The 22,378-nt window shown below is 70.1% G+C and carries 13 protein-coding genes; 10 read left to right on the top strand and 3 right to left on the bottom strand.

The genetic code is table 11. The annotated features are described in order from the left end of the window. Window position 1 precedes the first annotated feature (1 nt). Entirely contained in the window at window positions 2-226 is a 225-nt protein-coding gene (locus RAC69_RS07535; RefSeq protein WP_096714814.1) for a DUF3107 domain-containing protein, read from the bottom strand. A gap of 169 nt (window positions 227-395) precedes the next feature. On the opposite strand from RAC69_RS07535, the gene RAC69_RS07530 reads away from it, so the two are divergent. Both RAC69_RS07530 and RAC69_RS07525 read left to right on the top strand, forming a co-directional pair. Next, the gene (locus tag RAC69_RS07530; protein WP_375086238.1) at window positions 396-3,632 is read left to right on the top strand and encodes an ATP-dependent helicase; all 3,237 of its coding nucleotides are present in this window, start codon (window positions 396-398) and stop codon (window positions 3,630-3,632) included. Next, complete coding sequence (locus RAC69_RS07525; RefSeq protein ID WP_375086237.1) at window positions 3,629-7,123, top strand: UvrD-helicase domain-containing protein; 3,495 nt, start codon at window positions 3,629-3,631, stop codon at window positions 7,121-7,123. Before RAC69_RS07530 ends, RAC69_RS07525 begins: the two co-directional genes overlap by 4 nt. Here the strand turns inward: RAC69_RS07525 and RAC69_RS07520 are convergent. After that, window positions 7,069-8,466, bottom strand: a complete 1,398-nt coding sequence (locus tag RAC69_RS07520; RefSeq protein WP_375086235.1) for a hypothetical protein — start codon at window positions 8,464-8,466, stop codon at window positions 7,069-7,071. The genes RAC69_RS07525 and RAC69_RS07520 overlap by 55 nt on opposite strands. A 64-nt stretch (window positions 8,467-8,530) precedes the next feature. Here RAC69_RS07520 and nudC point away from each other — a divergent pair, with 64 nt between their 5' ends. Both nudC and RAC69_RS07510 read left to right on the top strand, forming a co-directional pair. Beyond that, the gene (gene nudC / locus RAC69_RS07515) at window positions 8,531-9,427 is read left to right on the top strand and encodes an NAD(+) diphosphatase (RefSeq protein ID WP_375086233.1); all 897 of its coding nucleotides are present in this window, start codon (window positions 8,531-8,533) and stop codon (window positions 9,425-9,427) included. Further along, complete coding sequence (locus RAC69_RS07510; protein ID WP_375086231.1) at window positions 9,424-11,145, top strand: ATP-dependent helicase; 1,722 nt, start codon at window positions 9,424-9,426, stop codon at window positions 11,143-11,145. Before nudC ends, RAC69_RS07510 begins: the two co-directional genes overlap by 4 nt. An 815-nt stretch (window positions 11,146-11,960) precedes the next feature. Here the strand turns inward: RAC69_RS07510 and RAC69_RS07505 are convergent. Beyond that, the gene (locus RAC69_RS07505) at window positions 11,961-13,385 is read right to left on the bottom strand and encodes a zinc-dependent metalloprotease (protein ID WP_375086229.1); all 1,425 of its coding nucleotides are present in this window, start codon (window positions 13,383-13,385) and stop codon (window positions 11,961-11,963) included. 116 nt (window positions 13,386-13,501) lie between these two features. On the opposite strand from RAC69_RS07505, the gene RAC69_RS07500 reads away from it, so the two are divergent. From RAC69_RS07500 to RAC69_RS07475, 6 genes are all read left to right on the top strand, one after another. Further along, window positions 13,502-14,596 (top strand): PDZ domain-containing protein, encoded by a 1,095-nt coding sequence (locus tag RAC69_RS07500; protein ID WP_375086228.1) that lies wholly within the window; start codon window positions 13,502-13,504, stop codon window positions 14,594-14,596. A 65-nt stretch (window positions 14,597-14,661) separates the two neighbouring features. Next, on the top strand, window positions 14,662-17,559 hold the full coding sequence (locus RAC69_RS07495) for a UPF0182 family protein (RefSeq protein WP_375086227.1): 2,898 nt from the start codon (window positions 14,662-14,664) through the stop codon (window positions 17,557-17,559). Window positions 17,560-17,724: 165 nt separating this feature from the next. Further along, complete coding sequence (locus RAC69_RS07490) at window positions 17,725-18,549, top strand: nitrilase-related carbon-nitrogen hydrolase (RefSeq protein ID WP_375086226.1); 825 nt, start codon at window positions 17,725-17,727, stop codon at window positions 18,547-18,549. Between the two features lie 56 nt (window positions 18,550-18,605). Further along, entirely contained in the window at window positions 18,606-20,102 is a 1,497-nt protein-coding gene (locus RAC69_RS07485; RefSeq protein WP_375086225.1) for a purine-cytosine permease family protein, read from the top strand. 238 nt (window positions 20,103-20,340) lie between these two features. Beyond that, a complete protein-coding gene (locus RAC69_RS07480) occupies window positions 20,341-21,561 on the top strand; it encodes an MFS transporter (protein ID WP_375086224.1) in 1,221 nt (406 codons plus the stop codon). 2 nt (window positions 21,562-21,563) lie between these two features. Further along, window positions 21,564-22,340, top strand: coding sequence for a DUF6875 domain-containing protein (locus tag RAC69_RS07475; protein ID WP_375086393.1), 777 nt, complete (start codon window positions 21,564-21,566; stop codon window positions 22,338-22,340). The last annotated feature ends 38 nt before the right edge of the window (window positions 22,341-22,378 follow it).

The following is a 22,378-nucleotide window of genomic DNA, read 5'->3' as shown; positions in this document are numbered from 1 at the left end:
GTCAGGCCACGAAGCCGACGCGGCGCGATTCCTCGGTGCCGAGCTCGATGTAGGCGAGGTGCGCGGTGGGGACCAGGTAGGAGTTCCCCTTCACATCGGCGAAGTTCAGGTGCGAGGTGCTCTGCTCGAGGGCGGAGGACACCTGCGTGCGGACCTCGTCCGCGGTCGCCGAGGTCTCGAAGCTGAGCTCGCGGCCGGTGTTGATGATGCCGATGCGGATTTCCACGCGTACTCCCGTTGTCGAATCGACCATGCTGTGCGCCCAACTCTACCCCGCGGCGTCGGGGCGGGATCGGCCGGACGAGGCGGTTTCGCCCTGAGCGCACAGGGCGCCCGTGACGTGGTCCCGTGGCTGCCGGACGACGATGTCGGCGCGTCGCAGTAGCGTGGAGGACATGACAGAGGATGCCGCGCAGACCGCCGTGATCGGCGCAGACGCGACGGCATCCGGCATCGTCATCGGTGCGCCGGGCACCGGGAAGACACGGGCGCTGATCGAGCGCGTCGTGCATCTCCTCGGCGCCGAGGGACTGCGGCCGGAGCACGTGCTGGTGCTGACGCCGAGCCGTCAGGCGGCGACGTCGCTGCGCGATCGCATCGGCGTGCGGATCGGGCAGGCCACCCCCGGTCCTCTGGCGCGATCGCTCGGGTCGTTCGCCTTCCAGATCGTGCGGGGCGCCATGGTGCACCGGGGCGAAGAGCCGCCCGCGCTGCTCACGGGAGCGGACCAGGACCGACTGATCGCCGACCTCCTCGCCGGCGACGCGGAGGACGAGCACATCGACTGGCCGGAGGCGCTGAGCGCGTCCGTGCGCGGATCGCGCGGCTTCCGCTCGGAGCTCAGGGCCTTCCTCGCGGAGTGCGCCGAGCTGCGTGCGCATCCCGACGACCTGCGTCGCGCCGGGGATCCGGTCTGGACGGCCGTGGCCGACTTCCTCGTGGAGTACCGCGCCGTACTCGACCTCGCCCGTGCCGCGCACCGAGACGCGGCCGACCTGCTCACCGAGGCGCGCACGATCCTGCAGAGCGCGGGTGCCGCAGAGCTCGGGCCGCTCGCCGATCTCCGCGTCGTGCTCATCGACGACGCCCAGGAGCTCACCCGAGGCGGCGTGGCGCTCGTGCAGGCGCTCCGTGAGCGGGGCGTGGCCGTGCTCGCGTTCGGCGACCCCGACATCTCCTCCGGCGCGTTCCGCGGCGCGACGCCCGAGCTGTTCGCGCAGCTCGCCGCCACGCTCGGCGGGGTGCACGTGCTCGACGCCCCGCACCGTCAAACCCCATCGCTGACCGCGCTCACGCGCACCGTCACGCAGGCGATCGGCGCATCGGGTCGCGTCGACCATCGGCGTGCGCCCGCACCGCCGCTCGACGGCGCGGAAGAGGAGATGTCGGTCTGGACCTTCATCGCCCCCTCGCCCCACGAGGAACTCGATCGGATCGCGGGCGTCATGCGCGAGTGGCATCTGGCCGATGACGTGGCCTGGGACCGCATGGCCGTGATCGCGCATGACACGCGTCAGGTCGCGCAGCTCGAGACCGAGCTCGCCGCACGCGAGATCCCCACGCGCGCCGCGGGCGTGCAGCGCCCGCTCGGCAGCGAGTCGGCGGTGCGCGACATCGTCGGCGTCGTCCGCCTCGCACTCACACCGGCTGACGAGCGCACACCGCAGGAGTGGGAGGAGGCGTTGCGCACGCCCTTCGGCGGAATGGACGCGATCGGCCTCCGCCGACTGCGCGCACGTCTGCGGCACGTGGAGCTCGAGCAGGGAGGATCCACACCGGCCAGGGAGCTGCTGCGACAGGCGCTCACCGCGCCCGACCACTTCACGCTCATCGATGCGGCGGAGTCCCGCACGGCGGCGCGATTCGCGCAGACCGTGGCCGAGGTCGCGAAGGGAGCAGCGCAAGGAGAGACGATCCACGACCTGCTCTGGCGGGTGTGGGACCGTGCGAGGGCGGTCGACGGAAGGTCTCTGCAGATCGCGTGGCGCGAGATGTCGATGCAGGCCAGCGGCGCCGAGACCGCCAGGTCGTTGGACGCGCTCGTGTCGCTGTTCGGCGCGGCCAAGCGGTTCGTCGAGCGCACGCCGAACGAGCGACCGGAGGTGTTCGTCCGCGACATCCTCGACAGCGAGGTGCCGGAGGACTCGCTCTCGAGCCCCGACAGGCCGGGACGCGTGACGCTGCTCACGCCGGCCACGGCGCTCGGGACCGAGTTCGACGCCGTCGTCGTCGCCGGTGTGCAGGACGGCGTGTGGCCCAACGTGCGCCTCCGCGGCGGAATGCTGCAGACGTGGCGACTCGCCGACGCGCTGCTCGCTGCTCGCACCGGGCGCGCCGAGGAACCCCCGGGCGTGCTCGATCGCCGCCGCGCGGCGCTGCACGACGAGTTGCGCCTCTTCGTCAGGGCGATCTCACGATCACGACGTCGGCTGCTCATCACCGCTGTCGACGACGACGACATGACCCCGAGCCCCTTCTTCGCGTTCCTGCCGCCCCCGCCGCCTCCGGCCCATCACGCCTCCGCGGAGCATCCCCTCACGCTGCGCGGGCTCGTCGCGCGGCATCGCCGGGTCCTCACCACCTCGCACTCCGCGACAGCGCGGGCCGAGGCCGCATCGCAGCTGGCGGTGCTCGCCCGGGAAGGCGTTCCCGGTGCCGACCCCTCGGACTGGTACGGGGTCACTCCGCCCTCGACCGACGCCGGACTCCGCGACCTGGCGGCGGAGGGTGCCCGGGTATCGCCGTCGCGCCTCGAATCGTACGAGGAGTGCGGTCTGAACTGGGCCGTCTCGGCGCTGGGCGGAGACACCGTCATGCCGCCGACCGCCGGCATCGGCACGATCGTGCACGAGGCGATGGAGAAGTCGCCGGACGGCGACCTCGAGCAGATGCGCGCCGTGCTCGCGGAGCACTGGCCCGAGCTGGATTTCGAGACGGAGTGGATCGGACGCAAGGAGCGCCGCCGCGCCGACACCCTCATCGACCGGCTGCACACCTACCTGCACGACGTCCGCCGCGACGGCGGGCGCGAGATCGCGAGCGAGGTCGAGTTCCGCTTCGCCGTCGACATCCCCGCGAGCGACGACGACATGCCGACAGTGCATCCCGTCGGCGAGGAGCACGGCGATCAGGCGATCATCCACGGCTACATCGACCGCGTGGAGCTGTATCCGCCCGGAGCCGGTGATCACCCCCACGCGCGAGGGCAGAAGTGGCAGCCCATCGCCGCGGTCGCCGAAGCCGACGATGCGCCTCGGGAGCGGGTCGTCGTGGTCGACCTCAAGACGGGGAAATCCGATCCGGAGTCCGATCCGGGCGTCGTCGAGCACGCGCAGCTCGCGGCGTACCAGGTCGCGGTGCAGCAGGGGCTCATCCCGGATGCACCGGCCGACGCGCTCGCCGGGGCTCGGCTGGTCGTGGTCTCGAAGACCCTCGCCAAGAGCGACTACCGCATCGCACACCAGCACACGCTCGACGACGAGGCGCGGTCGGCCTTCCTGCGCCGGGTGGGGGAGGCCGCGCGCGGCATGTCGGCGTCCAGCTTCACCGCTCAGGTCGAGGCGCACTGCGCCGACACGCAGCGCCGCATCAACCCCTGTCGCATCCACACCGTGCCGGCGGTGAGCGCATGAGCCTCGTCGACACGCGCACGACCGCCGAGGCGTGGCCCGGCACCCTCGGCATCTCGGCGACCGATGTGGCCGCCGCGCTCGGACAGCCGTCGCCGACGCCCGCGCAGCAGCGCGTCATCGAGGCGCCGCCCGTGCCCGCGCTCGTGGTGGCCGGGGCGGGGAGCGGCAAGACCGAGACCATGTCCGGACGGGTCGTCTGGCTGGTCGCCAACGGGCACGTCCGCCGCGACGAGGTGCTCGGTCTGACCTTCACCCGCAAGGCAGCCGGCGAGCTCGCCGAGCGCATCGGGTCGCGGCTCGCCGTCATCGACGAGTACGGGCGCCGGGGGCTCCTGCCCTTCCTCCCCGAGATCGTGGCGACCGGCGCGCTGCAGCGCGTCGATGCCGCCGCCTCCGGTCGGCAGCGCGACGTCGTCCGCTCGCGGGTGCTCGACGAGCTCGCGGACGCGTACGGCACAGGGTGGGATCCGGCGACACCGCGCGCTGCGGAGGAGCTGATGATCCGCCCCCGGGTGTCGACCTACAACGCCTTCGCCGACGGGATCGTCAGAGAGCACGCCGCTCGTATCGGTCGCGACGCCGACGTGGCGATGCTGAGTCAGGCCGCGGCCTGGATGCTCGCGCGCGAGGTCGTGCTGCGCTCGGACATCCCCGAGCTCGAGCAGATCGACTTCGCCCTGGGAACCGTGATCGACGCGGTGCAGCGGCTGGCCGGCGACGTGCTCGACCACCGCGTCGACCTCGATCGCGCGGTGCGCATCGCGAGCGAGCACGCCGAGGCCTTCGGTCCCTATCGGGGAACAGCCGCGGTCGAGACCGCCGCGACGAACCTCCTGAGCCTGGGGACGCTCGCGCAGCTGGTGCGCGACTACATCTCCGAGAAGAGCCGGCGGGGAGTGCTCGACTTCGCCGACCAGGTCGGCGGGGCGTACGACATCGTCGAGACGGCGGCCGACGTGCGTGCCGAGCTGCGCGAGCAGCACCGGGTCGTGCTTCTCGACGAGTACCAGGACACCTCGGTCATCCAGACGCGGTTCCTCGCAGAGCTCTTCCGGGACTCTGCGGTGATGGCCGTCGGTGACCCTCACCAGTCGATCTACGGGTGGCGCGGCGCGAGTGCTGACAACCTGTACGCGTTCTCCGGAGCGTTCACGGGTCCGGGCGAGGCCCCGGCCGCGACCTACAGCCTGATGACCAGCTGGCGCAACGACAGCCGGATCCTCGATGTCGCGAACCGCGTGCTGGAGCCCCTGCAGCGACCCGGACTCGACGTCCCTCCGCTCGAACCGCGATTCGGGGCAGGGGAGGGTGCAGTGCAGGTGCGCTACCCCTTCATGGTCGACGACGAGGCCGCCGAGGTCGCCCAGTGGTTCGTCGAGCGACGAGCAGCGCACGACCAGGCGGCAGCGGGTCGCCCTCACACCGGGGCGATCCTGTTCCGCTCGAAGCGGCACATGCAGACATTCGCGGCTGCTCTCGCCGCACGCGGCGTGCCGCATCGTATCCTCGGTCTCGGAGGACTGCTCTCGACGCCCGAGGTGGTCGACGTGGTGTCGACGTTGCGGGTCGTGCACGATCCGACGGCCGGTTCCGCCCTGATCCGCCTGCTCACCGGACCGAGGTTCGCGGTCGGCGTCGCAGACATGGCCGCGCTCTACGACCTCGGCCGCACTCTGTCCGAGCGCGATACGGGGATGATGCCGCTCCCCGAAGAGGTGCGTGTGCGTCTGCGGTCCTCGCGAGGCGCCGACGAGGCCGTCTCCATCATCGATGCGGTCGACGTCGTGCGCGCCGTGCGCGACGACTATCGGCTGATCGCGGGCATCAGCCCCGAGGGGCGCTCGCGCATCCGCGCCGCGGGGGAGATGCTCGAACGGCTGCGGCGTGCCTCTGCTCAGCCGATCCCCGAACTCATCCGACTGATCGAAGCGGAACTGCGGCTCGACATCGAGCTCGCGGCGAACGAGACGCGCGGCCCGGCCCGGGTCGCGGCGACCCAGCTGAGGGCGTTCGCCGACGAGGTGCGCGCCTTCCTCGCCGCCGATGAGCGCGGCACCATCGGAGCGCTGCTCGCCTGGCTCGACAAGGCGGAGAGCACGGACGAGCTGATGCCCCGCCCGGAGCCTCCCGAACCGGGCGTCGTGCAGCTGCTGACCATCCACGGCTCCAAGGGGCTGGAGTGGGATGCCGTCGCCGTGGTGCGGCTGGTCACAGACGAGCTCCCCGGTCGGGTGTCCGACACATCGGGATGGTTCGGATTCGGCGTCGTCCCCTTCGCGCTGCGCGGTGACCGCGACGCGCTGCCCCGGTTCGACTGGGACCCGGCGGCGGCGATGGGCGACGAGACCGATACGAAGAAGCGGCAGGCCCTGGCGCAGTCGTCGCTGTCGGGCGGAGTGTCGAAGGCGAACCCGCAGGGCGGTGCTCTCAAGCGGTTCAAGGACGCGTACCGCGACTACCAGCAGCAGGAGGAACGCCGCCTGGCGTACGTCGCCGTCACCAGGGCGCGGACCGACCTGCTGCTGACCGGCGCCCACTGGGCCGGGCAGAAGTCGCCGCGGGTGCCGAGCCCGTTCCTCGTCGAGGCGCTGGACGTGCTCGGCCTCGACGCGATCGAGCCGGTGGATCCCGACGACAATCCCTACGAGGGCCCCGGCGCCACGCTCAGCTGGCCGCTCGACCCGCTGGGGGCTCGCCGACCGCTCGTCGAGTCGGCGGCAGCTGCCGTTCGAGCCGCTGCGGCCGACGATCCGGTCGCGACTCCCGAGCTGGCGCGTCTGCTCGCCGAGCGCGAGGCGCGCCACCGCGGCACGGCCGCTCAGCCTCCCACGCGTGTGCCCGCATCGCGGTTCAAGGACTACGTCACCGACTTCGACGCCACGATCTCGTCGATCGTCCGCCCGATGCCGGAGCGGCCGTACCGGCAGACGAGGCTCGGCACGCTGTTCCATGCCTGGGTCGAGCGGCGCAGCGAGCTGGTAGGTGTCGGCGCGCGCGTCGAGGAAGCGCTGTGGGAGCTCGATGAGGACGACCCCTCGGTCGACTCTCCGGGTGATGTGTCGCCCGCGGACGCGGCGGACCTGCACACCCTGCAGGAGATCTTCGAACGCAGCGAGTGGGGCGGCCTCGCGCCGATCGCCGTCGAGATCGAGATCGACTTCGCGCTCGGCGGAGCACCGGGCGACGACGGCTCAGGGCACATCGTCATCTGCAAGCTGGACGCGGTCTACCGTCGAGAGGACCGTGGCGGACGCATCGAGATCGTGGACTGGAAGACGGGCAAGGCGCCCCGCACCGCGCAGGAGCGCGAGGAGCGGATGCTGCAGCTCGCCCTCTACCGGCTGGCCTACCACCGCCGGTTCGGCGTCCCGCTGGACGAGATCGACGTCGCGCTCTACTACGTCGCCGACGACCTGGTCATTCGCGGCGACAGGGTCTACTCGGAGTCCGAGCTCCTCCAGCGCTGGAGTGCAGCGCGCGCGGCCCGCTGAGCCTCGTCCTCGGGGGAGTCGTGCGCCTCCGAGAACTCGTCGGCGCCCGGCGCGGTCGCGGGGGATGCGGGCCGGGACCCGTCGCCCGCACGGGACCCGCTGAACCGGTCCCGCACCCCAGAGAGATCCTCGGTCTCGAGCCCGCCGACGTTCGCGCGCCGTGCGGCCTCAGCGGCGGCCTCGGCTGCGGCATCCGACAGGTCGTGCGTGCTGTCGGCGTCCGCGGCGTCTCCCGCGGTGCCGGTGGCGCTCTGGCTGTCGTCCGGCTCGTCGTGCCACAGCTCGTCGGGGTTGTAGGCGTCGGTCTCCATCGCCGTCGCGCCCGGGGCTCCCGCCCCGGAGGCGGCGGTGGCGGGAACCCGACCGAGCGCGTCCATCGCCGAGTCGACCCCTTCTCCGCGTGCGGAGATCACGGTGAGATCGTCGTGCCGCAGGCCGTCCGCGAGGGCCTCGAGCAGGGCGGCGGCGTCGTCGACGATGTCCTGCCGGTGCAGCGAGTCGCCGTGCACGAGCCAACGCGCGAACTCAAGCTCGGCGAGCAGGCGGCCTCGGACGTCGAGTGCCGGATCGGGGACGCGGTCGATCGTGCGGGCGTATGCAGCTGTCACGTCGGCGGCGGCGTCGGGCGCCGTCGAGAGCCAGGAGAGGTCGACCGCGGGGTCGCCCACCGAGAGCGAGTGCCAGCCGAGCAGACCGGTGACCTGGGGGCCGGCCTCGGGGTCGTCGCGGAAGACGAAAGAGGTGGCCTGCACGCCGCCCAGCACGACGGTCGACTCGAAGCGCCAGAGGTCGTCGTCGGCCACGGCCTCGCGCCACCGCACCGTGAGGCGCGCTGGCACGCGTCCGGTCGCCGCGGCGGTGTCGACGAGTCTGGCGATCTCGTCGCGGCTCTCCTGCGCTGTGCGAGCGAGCAGACCGGCGCCCCGGACGACCGAGGTCGGCAGTGCGTGCACGGCGGCGATCGCCGCGCCCATCGATTCCGCGGCTCCGCGACCGGCCGGCACATGAGCGGCCTCGATCTGGAATCCGGGGAGGAGTTCCGTGACGAGCGCGCGGGCATCGCCGAGGCGGGTCTCGCCGATGTACGCGGGAGCCTCGAACGGCAGCATCGCGCGGGCGCCTGCGGTGAGCGCTCGGAGGGCGAGCGCCTCGGCGGCCAGCTCCCGGCCGGCTTCGTCGTCCTCGGCCACGCGGATCGCGAGCTCCCGACCGTCGGCGAGAGAGGCGACCGCGGAGTCGAAACGTCCGTCGCCGTCGGCGGTCAGCGGTCGCGCTCCGGTCACCTCCGCTCCGGGCAGTGCGGCCGTCACCGCCGCGGCTAGAGTGAAAGGAGAGCGTCCCATACCCCCAGGGTAGGCGGGCGCCGGGGCGGTCCCGCCTCCGCCACGCCCGTGAGAGAGGGAGTCGATGACCACGATGCGCGCGTCCTTCGACCGTGCGGCCGAGCTGCGCGTCGAGGCCGGAGTGATCGAACGGCTGCGTGCCGACGACTCGACCAGGGTCATCGCCGTCCGCGACGGCCGTGCGCGCATCGCCGGTGCGGATCTCGACGAACCGCGGCTCCTGCGCGTCGCGCCGTCGGAGATCGGCGAGGCCACCTGGGCGCTGCTGGGCCGCGATGCCGGCGGTATCGTCGTGCTCCTCGCGGTGCTCACTCCCGAATCCGACACGGTCGACACCACGCCGGACGAGACCTGGCTGGGACTCCGCGATCTCGGGGCACGACTGGGCGACGAGGACTCCGAGCTCCTCATCGAGGCTCTGGCGCTCGGCGGATGGCTGCGCGATGCGCCGTTCTGTCCGAGGTGCGGCGGGGGCACGGAGCTCCGTCAGGCCGGCTGGTCACGGCACTGCCTCGTGTGCGGACGCGAGCACTTCCCGCGTACCGATCCCGCGGTGATCGTCGCCGTCGAGAGCACCGACGGCGAGCGTCTCCTCCTCGGGGCCAACGCCAACTGGGGTGGGCGCATGTACTCCTGCTTCGCGGGCTTCACCGAGGCGGGGGAGTCGCTGGAGACGACCGTTCACCGGGAGCTCGCCGAGGAGGCGGGGGTGCGCCTCGCATCGCTGCACTACGTGTCGTCGCAGCCGTGGCCGTTCCCGCGGTCGCTCATGCTCGGGTTCCGCGCCGTCGCGCTCGACGAGACCGAGGTGCGCCCCGACGGCGAGGAGATCATCGACGTTCGCTGGTTCACCCGCGACGAGATCGGCACCGCCCTCGCCGGCGAGGGACCTGTCGGGCTGCCGGGCCCGGCATCCATCGCCCGCGCCCTGATCACGGCGTGGTACGAGGGGCGCGCGTGAGCGCACTCGACGCCCTCGACGACAGGCAGCGGGAGGCGGCATCCGTGCTGCGCGGCCCCGTCGCGGTGCTCGCCGGCGCGGGAACGGGCAAGACGCGGGTCATCACGCACCGCATCGCGCACGGGGTCGACACGGGCGCCTACTCGCCGTCGCGCGTGATGGCGGTCACCTTCACGGCCAAGGCGGCGGGCGAGCTGCGGGGACGTCTGCGCGCGCTCGGCGTCGAGGGCGTCGCCGCCCGGACCTTCCACGCCGCAGCATTGGCACAGCTCAACTTCTTCTGGCCGACCCTCGCCGGGTCGCCGGCCCCCTCGATCATCGACAACAAGGTGCGGATGCTCGGGCAGGCCGCCGACGCGATGCGCCTTCGACCCAGCACGGCGACGCTGCGCGACATCGCCTCCGAGATCGAGTGGCGCAAGGTGTCGATGCTCTCGATCGAGAAGCACGCCTCGCTGGGGCGTACGCCCAGTGGCGTCGACGCCCAGCAGCTCGTCGAGCTGCAGCAGCGCTACGAGGCGCTCAAGGACGAACGCCACCAGCTCGACTTCGAAGACGTGCTGCTCGCGTGCGCGGGGATGCTCGAGGCGGAGCCCCGCGTCGCCGCGTCGGTGCACGAGCAGTACCGCCACTTCACGGTCGACGAGTTCCAGGACGTGTCGCCGCTGCAGAACCGGCTCCTCGAGCTCTGGCTCGGCGACCGCCGCGACATCTGCGTGGTCGGCGACGCCAGCCAGACGATCTATTCGTTCGCGGGAGCCGAGCAGCGGTTCCTCCTCGAGTTCGAGCGACGGCATCCCGACGCCACCGTCGTGCGTCTGGAGACGAACTACCGGTCCCAGGCTCCGATCCTCGAGGCGGCGAACGCGCTCATGCGTGGCCGGCCGGGGGCGCTGGAGCTCATGCCGGCGCGCGAGACGTTCTCGGCGGACGCACCGACCGTGACCGCCTACGACAGCGAACGCGACGAGGCTGAGGGCATCGCCGCTGCGGTGTCGGCGCGCATCGAGGCGGGCGCGTCGCCGTCGGACATCGCGGTGCTCTATCGCGCGCACGCCCAGTCGGCTGCTCTCCAGCAGGCGCTCGCCGGGGAGGGGATCGCCACGTCGGTGCTCGGCGGCACCCGCTTCTTCGCCATGCCGGAAGTGCGTCAGGCGATCCTCGCGCTGCGGGCGGCGGCGGTCGCACCCAGCGAGCACGGATTCCTGCCCGGAGTCCAGCGGGTGCTCCGCGAACTGGGGCTCAGCGACGAACCGCCCGCGGCGGGAGGGGCGCAGCGCGATGGATGGGAGGCTCGCCGTGCGATCCTGCGCCTCGCCGAGGAAGCCGGGCCGGACGAAACGCTCCGCAGCTTCAGCGATGCGCTGATGGCGCGGGCGAAGGACCAGCATGAGCCGACCATGCGCACGGTCACCCTGTCGACGCTGCACGCAGCGAAGGGGCTCGAGTGGCCGCACGTGTATCTCGCGGGCTGGGCGGAGGGAGCTCTGCCGATCTCGTACGCGTCGGGCTTCGACGCGATCGACGAGGAGCGGCGCCTCGCGTACGTCGGCGTCACGCGGGCCGCGCGTAGTCTCGCGGTGTCATGGTCGCGGTCCGCCGGCCGAGGGGAACGGGCGCCGTCGCGCTTCCTGGCCGAGATAGGAACGACTGCTCGCGGCACCGGCATTCTGCGTGAAACCTCACCGACCGCAGCTCGCGCCGAACGCCGCCGCTGAGCTCCAGGACCGCACCGTCCGCTCCGGCGGTCAGGACGGCGGCGACCGCGATCGCGGCGTCAGCGATGCGGACGGCGCTGACCGGTCCCGATGCCCGGCCGATCAACTGCGCGTGCAGGCGCGGCCAGGCCGGGTCGCGGTCGCGCTCATGAGCGTCGCGGCACGCGAGGCATGGCGAGATCCCCGGCACCACCAGCGGTCCCACGGTAGTCCTGCCGCGCTCGAGAGCCACAGGCAGGTGCGGCACGTCATCGCGCAGGTGACGCCGGAAATGCAGGGCAGCGGCCGCGCCCTCCACGAGCACCACTGCGACGTCCGCTGACGAGCGCGGGTCGCCGGGCGGCACCCCTTCGTCGTGCAGCGCTTCCCGCAGACGGTACTCGCACCGGCCGTCGCGTACGTCGATGCTCTCGACCCAGGCGGCACGATGCACAGCCACCTCGTCGACCAGCAGCGGTTCGAGGCGGGAGTACAGCGCCCTGGCCTCCGCGTGCGGCGCGCCGAGGGAGTGCGCCGTCACGTCGAAGGCGGAGCGGCGGAAACCGGCGGCCATCCGCGCGAGCAACTGCTCGACCCAGGGCGCGGAGGCGGGTATGCGCAGCGTCCCCTCGATTCCGATCTGCAGCGTGTCGCCGTCTCGCCAGAGCAACGGGACGGCGGGGTCGAGGCGGGTGATCGTCTGAGTGCTGAGCGGCATCCCTCGATTGTGCGGAGGAATCGGAGGCCGCGGCACCGCTGTGCCGGATCCGTGGAGAACTCCGCGGGGCGCCGTCTCGTGCACGAGACGGCGCCCCGCGCGGGTCTCGGCGGCTCGGTCAGACCGGGCGGTCGCCCTCGGGGGACCCGTCGTCGGACTCATCGCGCGCGTCCGACGAGGAGCCTCCCGCGTCGGTGCCCGGCTCGTCGCCGCCGCCGAAGTCGTCACCGTCGAGCAGCCGGGCCAGCGCCTCGTCGAACTCGTCGGCCACCGGCTGCTCGCCGCGCGCCGTGGCCTGCAGACGCGCGACCAAGGCGGTCGGGTCGTCGATGTCCTCGGATGTCGGCATGAGGTCGGGGTAGTCCCACAGCGCGTCGCGTCCCGCGGCGCCGACGGCATCCGTCACCGCCTGCCACATCGCCGAGGCCTCCCGCAGTCGGCGCGGCCGCAGCTTCAGCCCCACCAGCGCACCGAGAGCGTCCTCGGCAGGGCCGCCGACGGCGCGCCGGCGACGAGCGGCCTCCGCGATGCGCGCGCCGTCGGGGAGGCGCGCGGTCGCCTGCGCGGTGACCACGTCGACCCAGCCGTCGATCGTCGCGACGAGGTTCTCGAGCCGCGCCAGCGCCTCGCGCTGGGCGTCGGTCTGCGTGGGCAGGAGTGCGCCGCCCTCGATCGCCGCGCGCAGCTCCTCCGGGTCGGAGGGGTCGAGCCGGCTGGCGACATCTTCCAGAGCGTCGACGTCGACCGTCACGCCCCGAGCGAAGTCGGTGATCTGCGCCATGACGTGCAGGTGCAGCCACTTCGCATGCCGGTAGAGACGCGCGTACGCGAGCTCGCGGGTCGCGATGTACAGCGCGATCTGGTCTTCGGGGATCTCCAGACCCTCGCCGAAGCCCGCGAGGTTCTGCGGGATCACGGCGGCGGTACCGGCGGGGAGCACCGGGATGCCGACGTCGCCGCCCGATACGACCTCGAGCGACAGGTTGCCGAGAACCTGGCCGAACTGGGCGGCGAACACCGACCCGCCGAGCCCGCGCATGAGCTTCCCCGCGCCCTGCACCACGTCTCGCATGTCGTCGGGGACCTGGCTGTCGAGCGCGGAGGTGAGCGCGTCCGCGATGCTGGTCGACACGGGGTCGGCGATCTCCTTCCACACCGGAAGGGTCGCCTCGACCCACTCGCCGCGGGTCATGGCTCGGGGAGACTCGGCGAGCTCCGAGATGGTCGTCGCCTCGCCGAGCCAGAGATCGGCGAGCGCGAACGAATCGGCGAGCGAGGTGCGCGAGCCCTCGGAGATGCCGAGGCCGTCGCGGTTCGCGATGTGCAGAGCCTGCCGCAGGGCGTTCTCCCAGGCGTCTCCGCCGAACGCGCCCTGGAGCTGCGCCATGATCGTCTTCATCATCGCCGGGTCGAGCTGAAGCCCGTCCATGCCCGAGAACGCGTTGCGCAACGCCTCGGGGTCGATGTCTCCGCCTCCCTGGCCGGACATCATTCGTCGGAGGAACTCCTGGAAGTCCTCGGGGGTCGGGTCGTTGTCTGCCATCGGGTTCGCCTCTCAGCACGTCTGAAGCCGTGGCATCTACGCTAGTCACAGGATCGGCCGCGAGACCCGGGCACGGGCAGATCGCTGTACGCCGCCCGCGAACGACGGAGGAACCTGTGGATCGAACCCGGTCTGTGAAGCTCGGACTGGGAGTATGGGCGCTGATCGTGGCGTTGATCGCGCTCGTGGTGCTCACCTTCCTCCCCACGCCGTATGTCATCCAGCGACCGGGACCCGTCTACGACACCCTCGGCACGGCGGCGGGCGCCGACGACGAGCAGGTCCCGCTCATCAAGGTCGAGGGCGCGGAGACCTATGAGACGGCAGGCACCCTCGACCTCACGACCGTGCAGGTGGTGGGCAACCGCGAGCGCACTCCGAGCTGGTTCGAGCTCGCGCTGGCGTGGACCGACCCGTCGCGCGCCGTCGTCCCGATCGAGTCGGTCTTCCCCGAGGGACAGACGAGCGAGCAACGCGACGAGCGCAACGCGACCCTGATGGTCGACTCGCAGCACGAGGCGACAGCGGCTGCGCTCAACGAGCTCGGGTACGACACCGGCGCGGCCGTCGCCGTCGTCGATGTGCTCGACGACGCCCCCGCCGCGGGGCTGCTGGAGCCCGAAGACGTCATCACCGCCGTCGACGGCATGCCCGTCACCTCGGCGAAGCTCCTGCGCGAGGCGATCCAGGATGCCGGAGGCGACCCCGTGGGACTGACCGTGCTGCGGGCGGGGGAGGAGCAGAACGTCGAGGTCACCCCCGAGAAGCACGTCGAGGGGGATGTGACGACGTGGCTGATCGGCGTCACGCTGCGCACCGACTACGACTTCGAGATCGACGTCACGATCCAGCTCGACAACGTCGGAGGACCGAGCGCCGGCATGATGTTCGCGCTCGGGATCATCGACACGCTGACCCCGGGCGAGCTCAACGGCGGGCAGAACGTCGCGGGTACCGGCACGATCGAGGCCGACGGCACGGTCGGGCCCATCGGCGGCATCCGACAGAAGCTGTACGGGGCGCGGGATGCAGGCGCCGAGTACTTCCTCGCCCCCGAGTCCAACTGCGACGAGGTGACGGGGCACGTCCCCGACGGGCTCACGGTGCTCAGCACCTCGACGCTCGACGAGTCGCTCGCGGCGCTCGAGGCGATCGCGAACGGCGGAGACGTCGATTCGCTGCCGACGTGCGACCCCGCCGCCGCGAAGTGACGTCGTGACCTCCCCGTGACAGGAACGACAGCCGCACCACAGTAAGGCGTGCCTAGGATGGAAGAGTGACCTCGACTTCCGCACCGAACCCGGCCACTCCTCGAACCTCCCGAAGAATCTTCGGCATCTCGTTGGCGATCATCGCCGCGCTGATCGCCGTCTTCTTCGTCTTCTCGTCGCTTTTCACCGAGTACCTCTGGTTCGACCAGCTGGGCTTCACGAACGTACTCACGACGCAGTGGATCGCGACGGTGACCATGTTCGTCGTCGGGTTCCTCGGCATGGCCGTGCCGCTATTCGTCGCGATCCAGCTCGCCTACCGGCTGCGCCCGGTGTACGTGCGACTGAGCTCGCAGCTCGACCGCTACCAGGAGGTCATCGAGCCGCTGCGTCGCCTGGCCATGTGGGGCATGCCGATCTTCTTCGGCCTCTTCGCCGGCTTCTCGGCCGCGAGCCAGTGGAAGACGGTGTGGCTGTGGGCCAACGGCGTGGCGACCGACGCCGTCGACCCGCAGTTCGGTGTCGACACCGGCTTCTACATGTTCGCGATGCCGTTCTACTCGATCCTGCTCGCCTTCGTGTCGGCCGTGCTGCTGCTGACGCTCATCGTCACGGCGCTGGTCTCGTACCTGTACGGTTCCGTGCGCATCGGCCAGGGCGAGCTGCGCATCTCGAAGGCCGCGCGCATCCAGCTCGCCGTCATCGCCGGTCTCTACCTCCTCGTGCAGGCGGCGAGCCTCTGGCTCGACCGGTTCAAGACGCTCGTGAGCCCCGACGACCGCATCGTCGGCCCCGCGTACACCGGCGTCAACGCCACCATCCCGGGCCTCGCGATCCTCGCGATCATCGCGGCGATCGTCGCCGTGCTGTTCTTCGTCACCGCGGTGATCGGTCGCTGGCGGTTCCCGCTCGCGGCGACCGCGCTGCTCATCATCGCCTCGCTCGTCGTGGGCGTCGGCTACCCGTGGGCGGTCACGACGTTCCAGGTGCGTCCGAACCAGAACGCCTACCAGGCGGAGTTCTACCAGCGGAACATCGACGGCACCAAGGAGGCTTACGGCGTCGCCGACCTCGAGACCACGCCGTTCGAAGCCGAGACTGACGCCGAGGCCGGCCAGCTCCGCGCCGACGCCGAGACGACGGCATCCATCCGCATCGTCGACCCGGCCGTCATCAGCCCGACCGTCCGACAGCTCGAGCAGTATCGCGGCTACTACCAGTTCCAGGAGAACATGGACGTCGACCGGTACGAGATCGACGGGCAGATGCAGGACACTGTGGTGTCGGTGCGCGACCTCGACATGGCCGGCGTCGACGTCTCGAACTGGAACAACCGCGCAGCGGTCTACACGCACGGCTACGGTCTCGTCGCAGCGGCGGGCAACCAGCGCACGAGCGACGGCGAGCCCGTCTTCCTCGAGCGCGGCATCCCCTCGTCGGGATTCCTGACGGACCAGGAGAACTTCGAGCCGCGCGTCTACTTCGGAGAGAACTCGCCCGAGTACTCGATCGTCGGAGCGCCAGAAGGGTCCGATCCCGTCGAGATCGACTACCCGCGCGGAAAGGACGGGTCGAGCGAGACGAAGACCACGTTCGACGGCGACGGCGGACCGAAGATCGGCAACACGTTCACGAAGCTGCTGTACGCGCTGAAGTTCCAATCCGAGCAGATCCTGTTCTCGAACCTCGTCAACGCCGATTCGCAGATCCTGTACGACCGCGATCCGAAGACGCGCGTCCAGAAGGTCGCTCCGTACCTCGAGCTCGACAGCGACCCGTACCCGAGCGTCGTCGACGGCCGCATCGTCTGGATCATCGACGGCTACACGACGAGCTCGTCCTACCCCTACTCGACGAACGTGAGCCTCTCCGAGGCGATCGCCGACTCGAACCTCCCGTCGCCGTCTCTGGCCATCGACGAGATCAACTACATCCGCAACTCGGTCAAGGCGACCGTCGACGCCTACGACGGATCCGTGACGCTGTACGCGTGGGACGACCAGGACCCGGTGCTGCAGACGTGGCAGAAGATCTACCCGTCGACGCTCAAGCCGGTCAGCGAGATGTCGGGCGACCTCATGAGCCACGTGCGGTACCCGACCGACCTGTTCAAGGTGCAGCGCGACATCCTCGGGATCTACCACATCAACACGGCCGGCTCCTTCGCCCAGCAGGACAACCGATGGCAGACGCCGAACGACCCGCGCAGCGACTCGGTGCTCCAACCGCCCTACTACCTGACCATGCAGATGCCGGGTCAGGACTCCCCGCGGTTCTCGATGTTCTCGACTTTCATCCCGAGTGCCTCCGGCAGCGGCGGCAACCGTGACGTGCTGATGGGTTATCTCGCGGTCGACTCGGATGCCGGCTCGGAGGCCGGCAAGAAGTCGGAGGGCTACGGCCAGCTCCGGATGCTCGAGATCGACACCGACACGACGGTGCCCGGTCCCGGCCAGGTGCAGAACACGTACAACTCGGACACCTCCGTGGTGCCGCAGCTCAACCTGCTGCAGCAGGGTGAGTCGCAGGTGATCTACGGCAACCTGCTCACGCTGCCCGTGGGTGGCGGTCTGCTGTATGTGCAGCCCGTCTATGTCCAGTCGTCCGAGGGGACGAAGCTGCCGCGTCTGCAGAAGGTGCTCGTCGCCTTCGGTGACAAGGTGGCTTTCGAAGACACCCTGACCGCGGCGCTCGACGCGCTGTTCGGAGGCGATTCGGGTGCGACCGGCGGGGACGATCAGGTCGAGCCCACCCAACCTGATCCCGACACCGGTGAGGTGCCGACCGAGCCCACCACTCCGACCGACGCGCAGGCCGACGCCCTCGCGGACGCGCAGCAGGCGCTGCTCGACCGCGACGCCGCCCTCAAGTCGGGCGACCTGACGAAGTTCGCCGAGGCCGACAAGCGTCTGACCGATGCGGTCAACACGCTCCTCGAGCTGGAAGGCGCATCGGGGGAGTAGCTCTCGCGACCAGGCCGCGCGTCTCGCAGCCGACGGTATCGATCCGACGGCTCCGGAACGCGCGGCTTCGTGCATCCCCGGCTGCCGCCTCCATCGGTGAACCCTATGGGGAGCACAGGATGGGCGGGATGGGACGATGCCACGTCGCGTCCTACTGTTGCTCACATGACGGTCTCTTCTTCGCGCACCATCGAAGCGATCGCTGTGAGCCCGCTGATCGAGATCGGCGATGTGGAGGGGAACCTCCGTCGCCTGGGCGATGCTCTCTCCGCATTCGGCGACGACGCCCCGCGCCTCGTCGTGGCGCCGGAGCTCGCGACCAGCGGTTACGTCTTCACAGACCGAGATGAGGCCGTGCGCCTCGCGATGCCGCGCGATGACGACCGACTGACCCGACTCGCGGCGCTGCTCGGCGCGCAGACGGTGGCGGTGATCGGCTTCGCCGAGAGCGACGGCGACGAGCTCTACAACTCCGCCGCGGTGCTGGTGCATGACGGCGTGCTGGCCGTGTATCGCAAGTCCCATCTGTGGGGCGAGGAGAAGCTCGTCTTCACCCCGGGAACGAATGCCGGGATGGTCGTCGACTCCGCGATCGGCCGACTGGGCGTCGCCATCTGCTACGACAACGAGTTCCCCGAGGTTCCCCGAGCGCTCGCGCTGTCCGGCGCCGACCTCCTGGCCCTGCCCGTGAACTGGCCTCTGGTCCCGCGCCCCGCGGGGGAGCGGCCTCCCGAGACCATCCAGGCGATGGGCGCAGCGCGGTCGTCACGGCTCCCCACCGTCATCGCCGACCGTCACGGCGCGGAGCGTGGAGTGGAGTGGACCGGCGGGACCGCGGTGATCGACGGGGAGGGCTGGGTCGTCGCGGAGGAGAGCGACGGCGCGGCCACCGCGATCCTGCGGATCACGACCGGTGACAAGGGTCTGGGTCCGCACAACGACCTCTTCGCGGACCGTCGGCCCGACATCTACCGCGCGCACTCCTCCTGACCTGCGGGCCTCGTGCCGGCATCCCCCTGATTCCTCACCCGAGAAGGAACCCACCCATGGCACATCAGAGCAACGGGCTGCCCGAGCCCGGCGTCGCGCAGACCGAGCTCGCGCTGCCCGCGACGAGCGGCATCGAGGTCAAGTCCATCGACTGGGTGCCGTTGACCGAGCGCACCGGCACCCCGTCGAGTCTGTTCTCGCTGTGGTTCATGTCGAACGCGAACCTCACGACGCTGGCGACCGGGATGGTGGGCGTCGCGATGGGCGCGAACTTCCTCGTCTCGGTCGTCGCGATCGTGCTCGGCGTGTGCGTCGGCACGGTGTTCACCGCCTTCCACTCCGCGCAGGGCCCGCAACTGGGGCTGCCGCAGATGATCCAGTCCCGGGCCCAGTTCGGCTACCGCGGCGTCGCGATCGTGTGTCTCGTGGTCGTCGCGAGCATCGTCGGGTTCAACATCTTCAACCAGCTGCTCGCCGGGCAGGTGCTGACGACGACGACCGGCGTGGATGCGGGCGCGTGGTGGTACGTGCTCATCACGGCTCTGGCGCTGACTCTCGCGATCGTCGGCTACCACTGGATCCACCGCGTGCAGAAGTGGCTCACCTGGCTGTTCCTCGCCACGTTCGGTGTGTTCACCGTGGTCGCCCTCTTCGTGCTGCCTCTCCCTGCAGCGGACTTCTCGCTCGCGGAGATGAACTGGCCGGCGTTCCTGGTGCAGTTCGCGGCCGCTGCGGCCTACGCGCTGGGCTGGGCGCCGTACGTCTCCGACTACTCGCGCTATCTGCCTCCGCAGACGAGTCCGAGCAAGGCGCTCTTCCACACCGCGTCGGGAGTGATCGTCGGAGCCGGCTGGCTCATGATCCTCGGTGCGTTCGTGGCGTCGCTGTTCACGGAGGCCGACCCTGTCGAGGCGATCGGCACCGCCGCAGACGCGATCCTGCCGGGGCTCGGCCCGGTGCTGCTGTGGTCGGCGCTGCCTGCGCTCATCACGGTCATCACGATCAACATCTATGCCGCGAGCATCGAGCTCATCACGGTCGCCGATTCCTTCCGGCCGGTGCGGCCGACGCGTATGACCCGTATCGTCGCGTGCTCGCTCGTCGGTCTCGGCGGTCTGCTGGGTGCCGCATTCTCGACAGGGGAGTTCCTCGACTCCTTCGGCAGCTTCCTCGTCGTGCTGCTGTACGTGCTGGTGCCCTGGACCTCCGTCAACCTCGTCGACTACTACCTGGTGCGTCGTGGGCGCTACGCGGTCGCGGAGATGTTCCGTCCGCACGGCCTGTACGGCGCATGGGGCTGGCGCGGGATCACGGCGTACGTCGTCGGGATCGCCGCGATGATCCCGTTCGTCGTCACGACCTGGTTCACCGGTCCGGTGGCAACCGCCATCGGCGGGATCGACATCGCGCTGTTCGTCGGCCTCGTCGCCTCGGCGATCGCCTACGTCGTCCTCGCGCGCGGTCTCGACCTGGACGCGGAGAGGCGACTCGCCCGCGAGGAGGCGGATGCCGCCGGCATCCGCTCCGTGAGCTTCGGCGCCGACCGCGGCTGACGGGCGCCTCACAGTACATTCCGGCATTCCGGGACGCTGTCCGCGTTGTCGTCGCGCGAGCTGCTCCAGTCACCTAACGTGCTGAACGACCACCATCGTGGTCGAGGAGATGCGACACGGACGAATGGAGCAGTATGTCTTACTTCGAGCTCGCCCCTGAAGAGCGACTGAGTCTCGCAGGACGGGTGCGCAAGGTCGTCAACACCATCCTCGGGCGAAAGCCCACTATCGGTTGGAAGTGGTGACGGCACCATCTCGAGCGGAGCGGACCCTCTTGGGAGGGTCCGCTCTTTCGGCGTTCGGAACCGGGCTGACATTCCCCTACCTCCTCATCTACCTCGTGGAGTCGATCGAGATTCCCCTGCACGTGGCCACCGTGAGTCTCGCTGTACCAGCCGTTGCCGGGCTCATCGGGATCGCATCCATCGGCCCTGCCATCGACCGCATCGGGCCGCTGCGGTTCGCTGCGCTTGCTTCTTCGTTGAGCGCGCTCGGATGTGGAGCTCTGGCTCTCAGCAGTGATTCCAGTGTCTGGGTGGCGCTCATCGGCGTGGTCGCACTCGAGTGCGGCATGTCCGTAGTCGGAACGGCGCTTCAGGCTGCGGTCGGTCTGCTGGTCGTACCGGATCGCCGGTCGCGATTCTTCAGCGCGCAGGCAGGGTGGTCCAACGCTCTCTTCGCTCTGGGCACCGGTGCTTCCTCGTTGGCCGTCGTGGAGCACGGAATGAGCGTCACGGCAGCTATGTTCGGCGTCAACGCCGTCACGTCCGTCGCGTCGGGAACGATGTTCGCCGTTCTCGCGCGATCGGGACAGCGCGCCACGACACCCGACGGCCGTCGCGCCAGCGTGCGTCACTACGTCGCCTCGATAGGCATCCCGCTTCGTGATCCGCACTTTCTTCGGCTCGTGGTGCTCACGTTCTTCATCTCACTCGTGATCATGAATCAGAGCGAATACGCATATCCCGCGTTCGCCGCCGGCTCGAGCCTTCAACCATGGGTCGGATTCGGATTCACGGTCGGTTCTCTCACCGCTGCAGTCACTCAGATCGTCGCAGCCCCTCTCCTGAGAGCGCGGCTCAACCGTGTGTACGTGGCCGTCGCGGCGAGCACGGTCGCAGCGTCCTGGGTGCTGCTATGGGTGGGGGCGTGGGGTGGCGCGGCATTCCTTCTCGGGTTCGCCGCTCTGCAGAGCATGGGCGAAGCTCTGATCATCGCCGTCGTGCCCGCCGTCGTCCTCGGAGCGGCCTCGGAGTCTCAGGTCGGCAAGTACATGGCGTTGAACTCATTCGCTTTTCAGTCCGGACGCGCCGCAGCGCCCCTGCTGCTCGGTGTCATCGCGATCGGCGGCAAGGAGGCGATCCCGCTGTGGGTCGCCTCGGGGTCGGTCCTGGTCGGCATCGCCGCCATCCGCGTTCTGCGACCCAGTCCACACCCGGCGAAAGGCCATCAGCCGTGAGCATGCAGCCCTGGGAGATGTTCGATGACACCTCGGCACCGTACGACGATCATCCGTGGCTCCGGCAATCTATCGCCATGGTGCGGCCCTACCTGGAAGAGTTTCTCGTCTCGCGTCATCCGCTGCGGGCCGGTCCCGTATGTCCGTTCATGCCGTCGGCGTTGAGAGCGCATCAGGTGTTCTTCGCTGTGGGGGACATCGAGCGAGGCTCACGTTTCGAGTCACGTCGAACCATGGAGATCGCCCGGAAGGTCTGGGCAGGCGAGAAGGGCGCATTTCGATATTCTGCGCTCGTCATCCTCTATCCGATGTCATCTTCGTCCGAGTTCGTCAGCGAGGTACAGCGCAGGGCCAAAGTTGCCGCCATCCGGGAGAGCTTGATGGTCGGGGCGCTCTTCGCGCGCAACAATGCTGAAAGCGTGCATGCAGGCAACTACTTCCCGTTGCGCACGCCGGTCCCCACGGTCGTCTATCGGGACATGGTGCCGTTCGACCTTCTTTTCCTGAACGAGCCGCGGTTCAGCGCAAGACGCCGTGCCGAGTTTCTTCGTCGATACATCGAGCAGTATGAGAATGCCAAGTACGGCTGGGAGCGCGAGGGTATCGAGTCCGCCCGGCAGCAGCTTCCGGAGTGCGAGAAGTTGATCGAACGAGGCGAAAAGGTCAAGGCCGTCGTCCTGGCGCTCGGTCTTGTGGCCGGTGCGGCGATCGCCGCCGGAGCGGTTCCGAAAGGGAGTGGAGTCAAGTGGCGTCGATCACAAGTCCGACGTACGTCGTGAAAAGTGAAAGAGGCCCGATCCTCACGGATCGGGCCTCT

It is taken from the genome of Microbacterium sp. LS_15, assembly GCF_041954735.1.
Taxonomy (GTDB): domain Bacteria; phylum Actinomycetota; class Actinomycetes; order Actinomycetales; family Microbacteriaceae; genus Microbacterium.
Note: the sequence above shows the minus strand (reverse complement) of the source record. Positions and strands in the feature narration are given on the sequence as shown.

Excerpts from the sequence above, each read along its gene's own strand:
- RAC69_RS07475 (WP_375086393.1), top strand. The coding sequence starts at position 21,564 with ATGCAGCCCTGGGAGATGTTCGATGACACCTCGGCACCGTACGACGAT.
- nudC (WP_375086233.1), top strand. The coding sequence starts at position 8,531 with ATGACCACGATGCGCGCGTCCTTCGACCGTGCGGCCGAGCTGCGCGTC.
- RAC69_RS07520 (WP_375086235.1), bottom strand. The coding sequence starts at position 8,466 with ATGGGACGCTCTCCTTTCACTCTAGCCGCGGCGGTGACGGCCGCACTG.
- RAC69_RS07490 (WP_375086226.1), top strand. The coding sequence starts at position 17,725 with ATGACGGTCTCTTCTTCGCGCACCATCGAAGCGATCGCTGTGAGCCCG.
- RAC69_RS07505 (WP_375086229.1), bottom strand. The coding sequence starts at position 13,385 with ATGGCAGACAACGACCCGACCCCCGAGGACTTCCAGGAGTTCCTCCGA.
- RAC69_RS07485 (WP_375086225.1), top strand. The coding sequence starts at position 18,606 with ATGGCACATCAGAGCAACGGGCTGCCCGAGCCCGGCGTCGCGCAGACC.
- RAC69_RS07530 (WP_375086238.1), top strand. The coding sequence starts at position 396 with ATGACAGAGGATGCCGCGCAGACCGCCGTGATCGGCGCAGACGCGACG.
- RAC69_RS07525 (WP_375086237.1), top strand. The coding sequence starts at position 3,629 with ATGAGCCTCGTCGACACGCGCACGACCGCCGAGGCGTGGCCCGGCACC.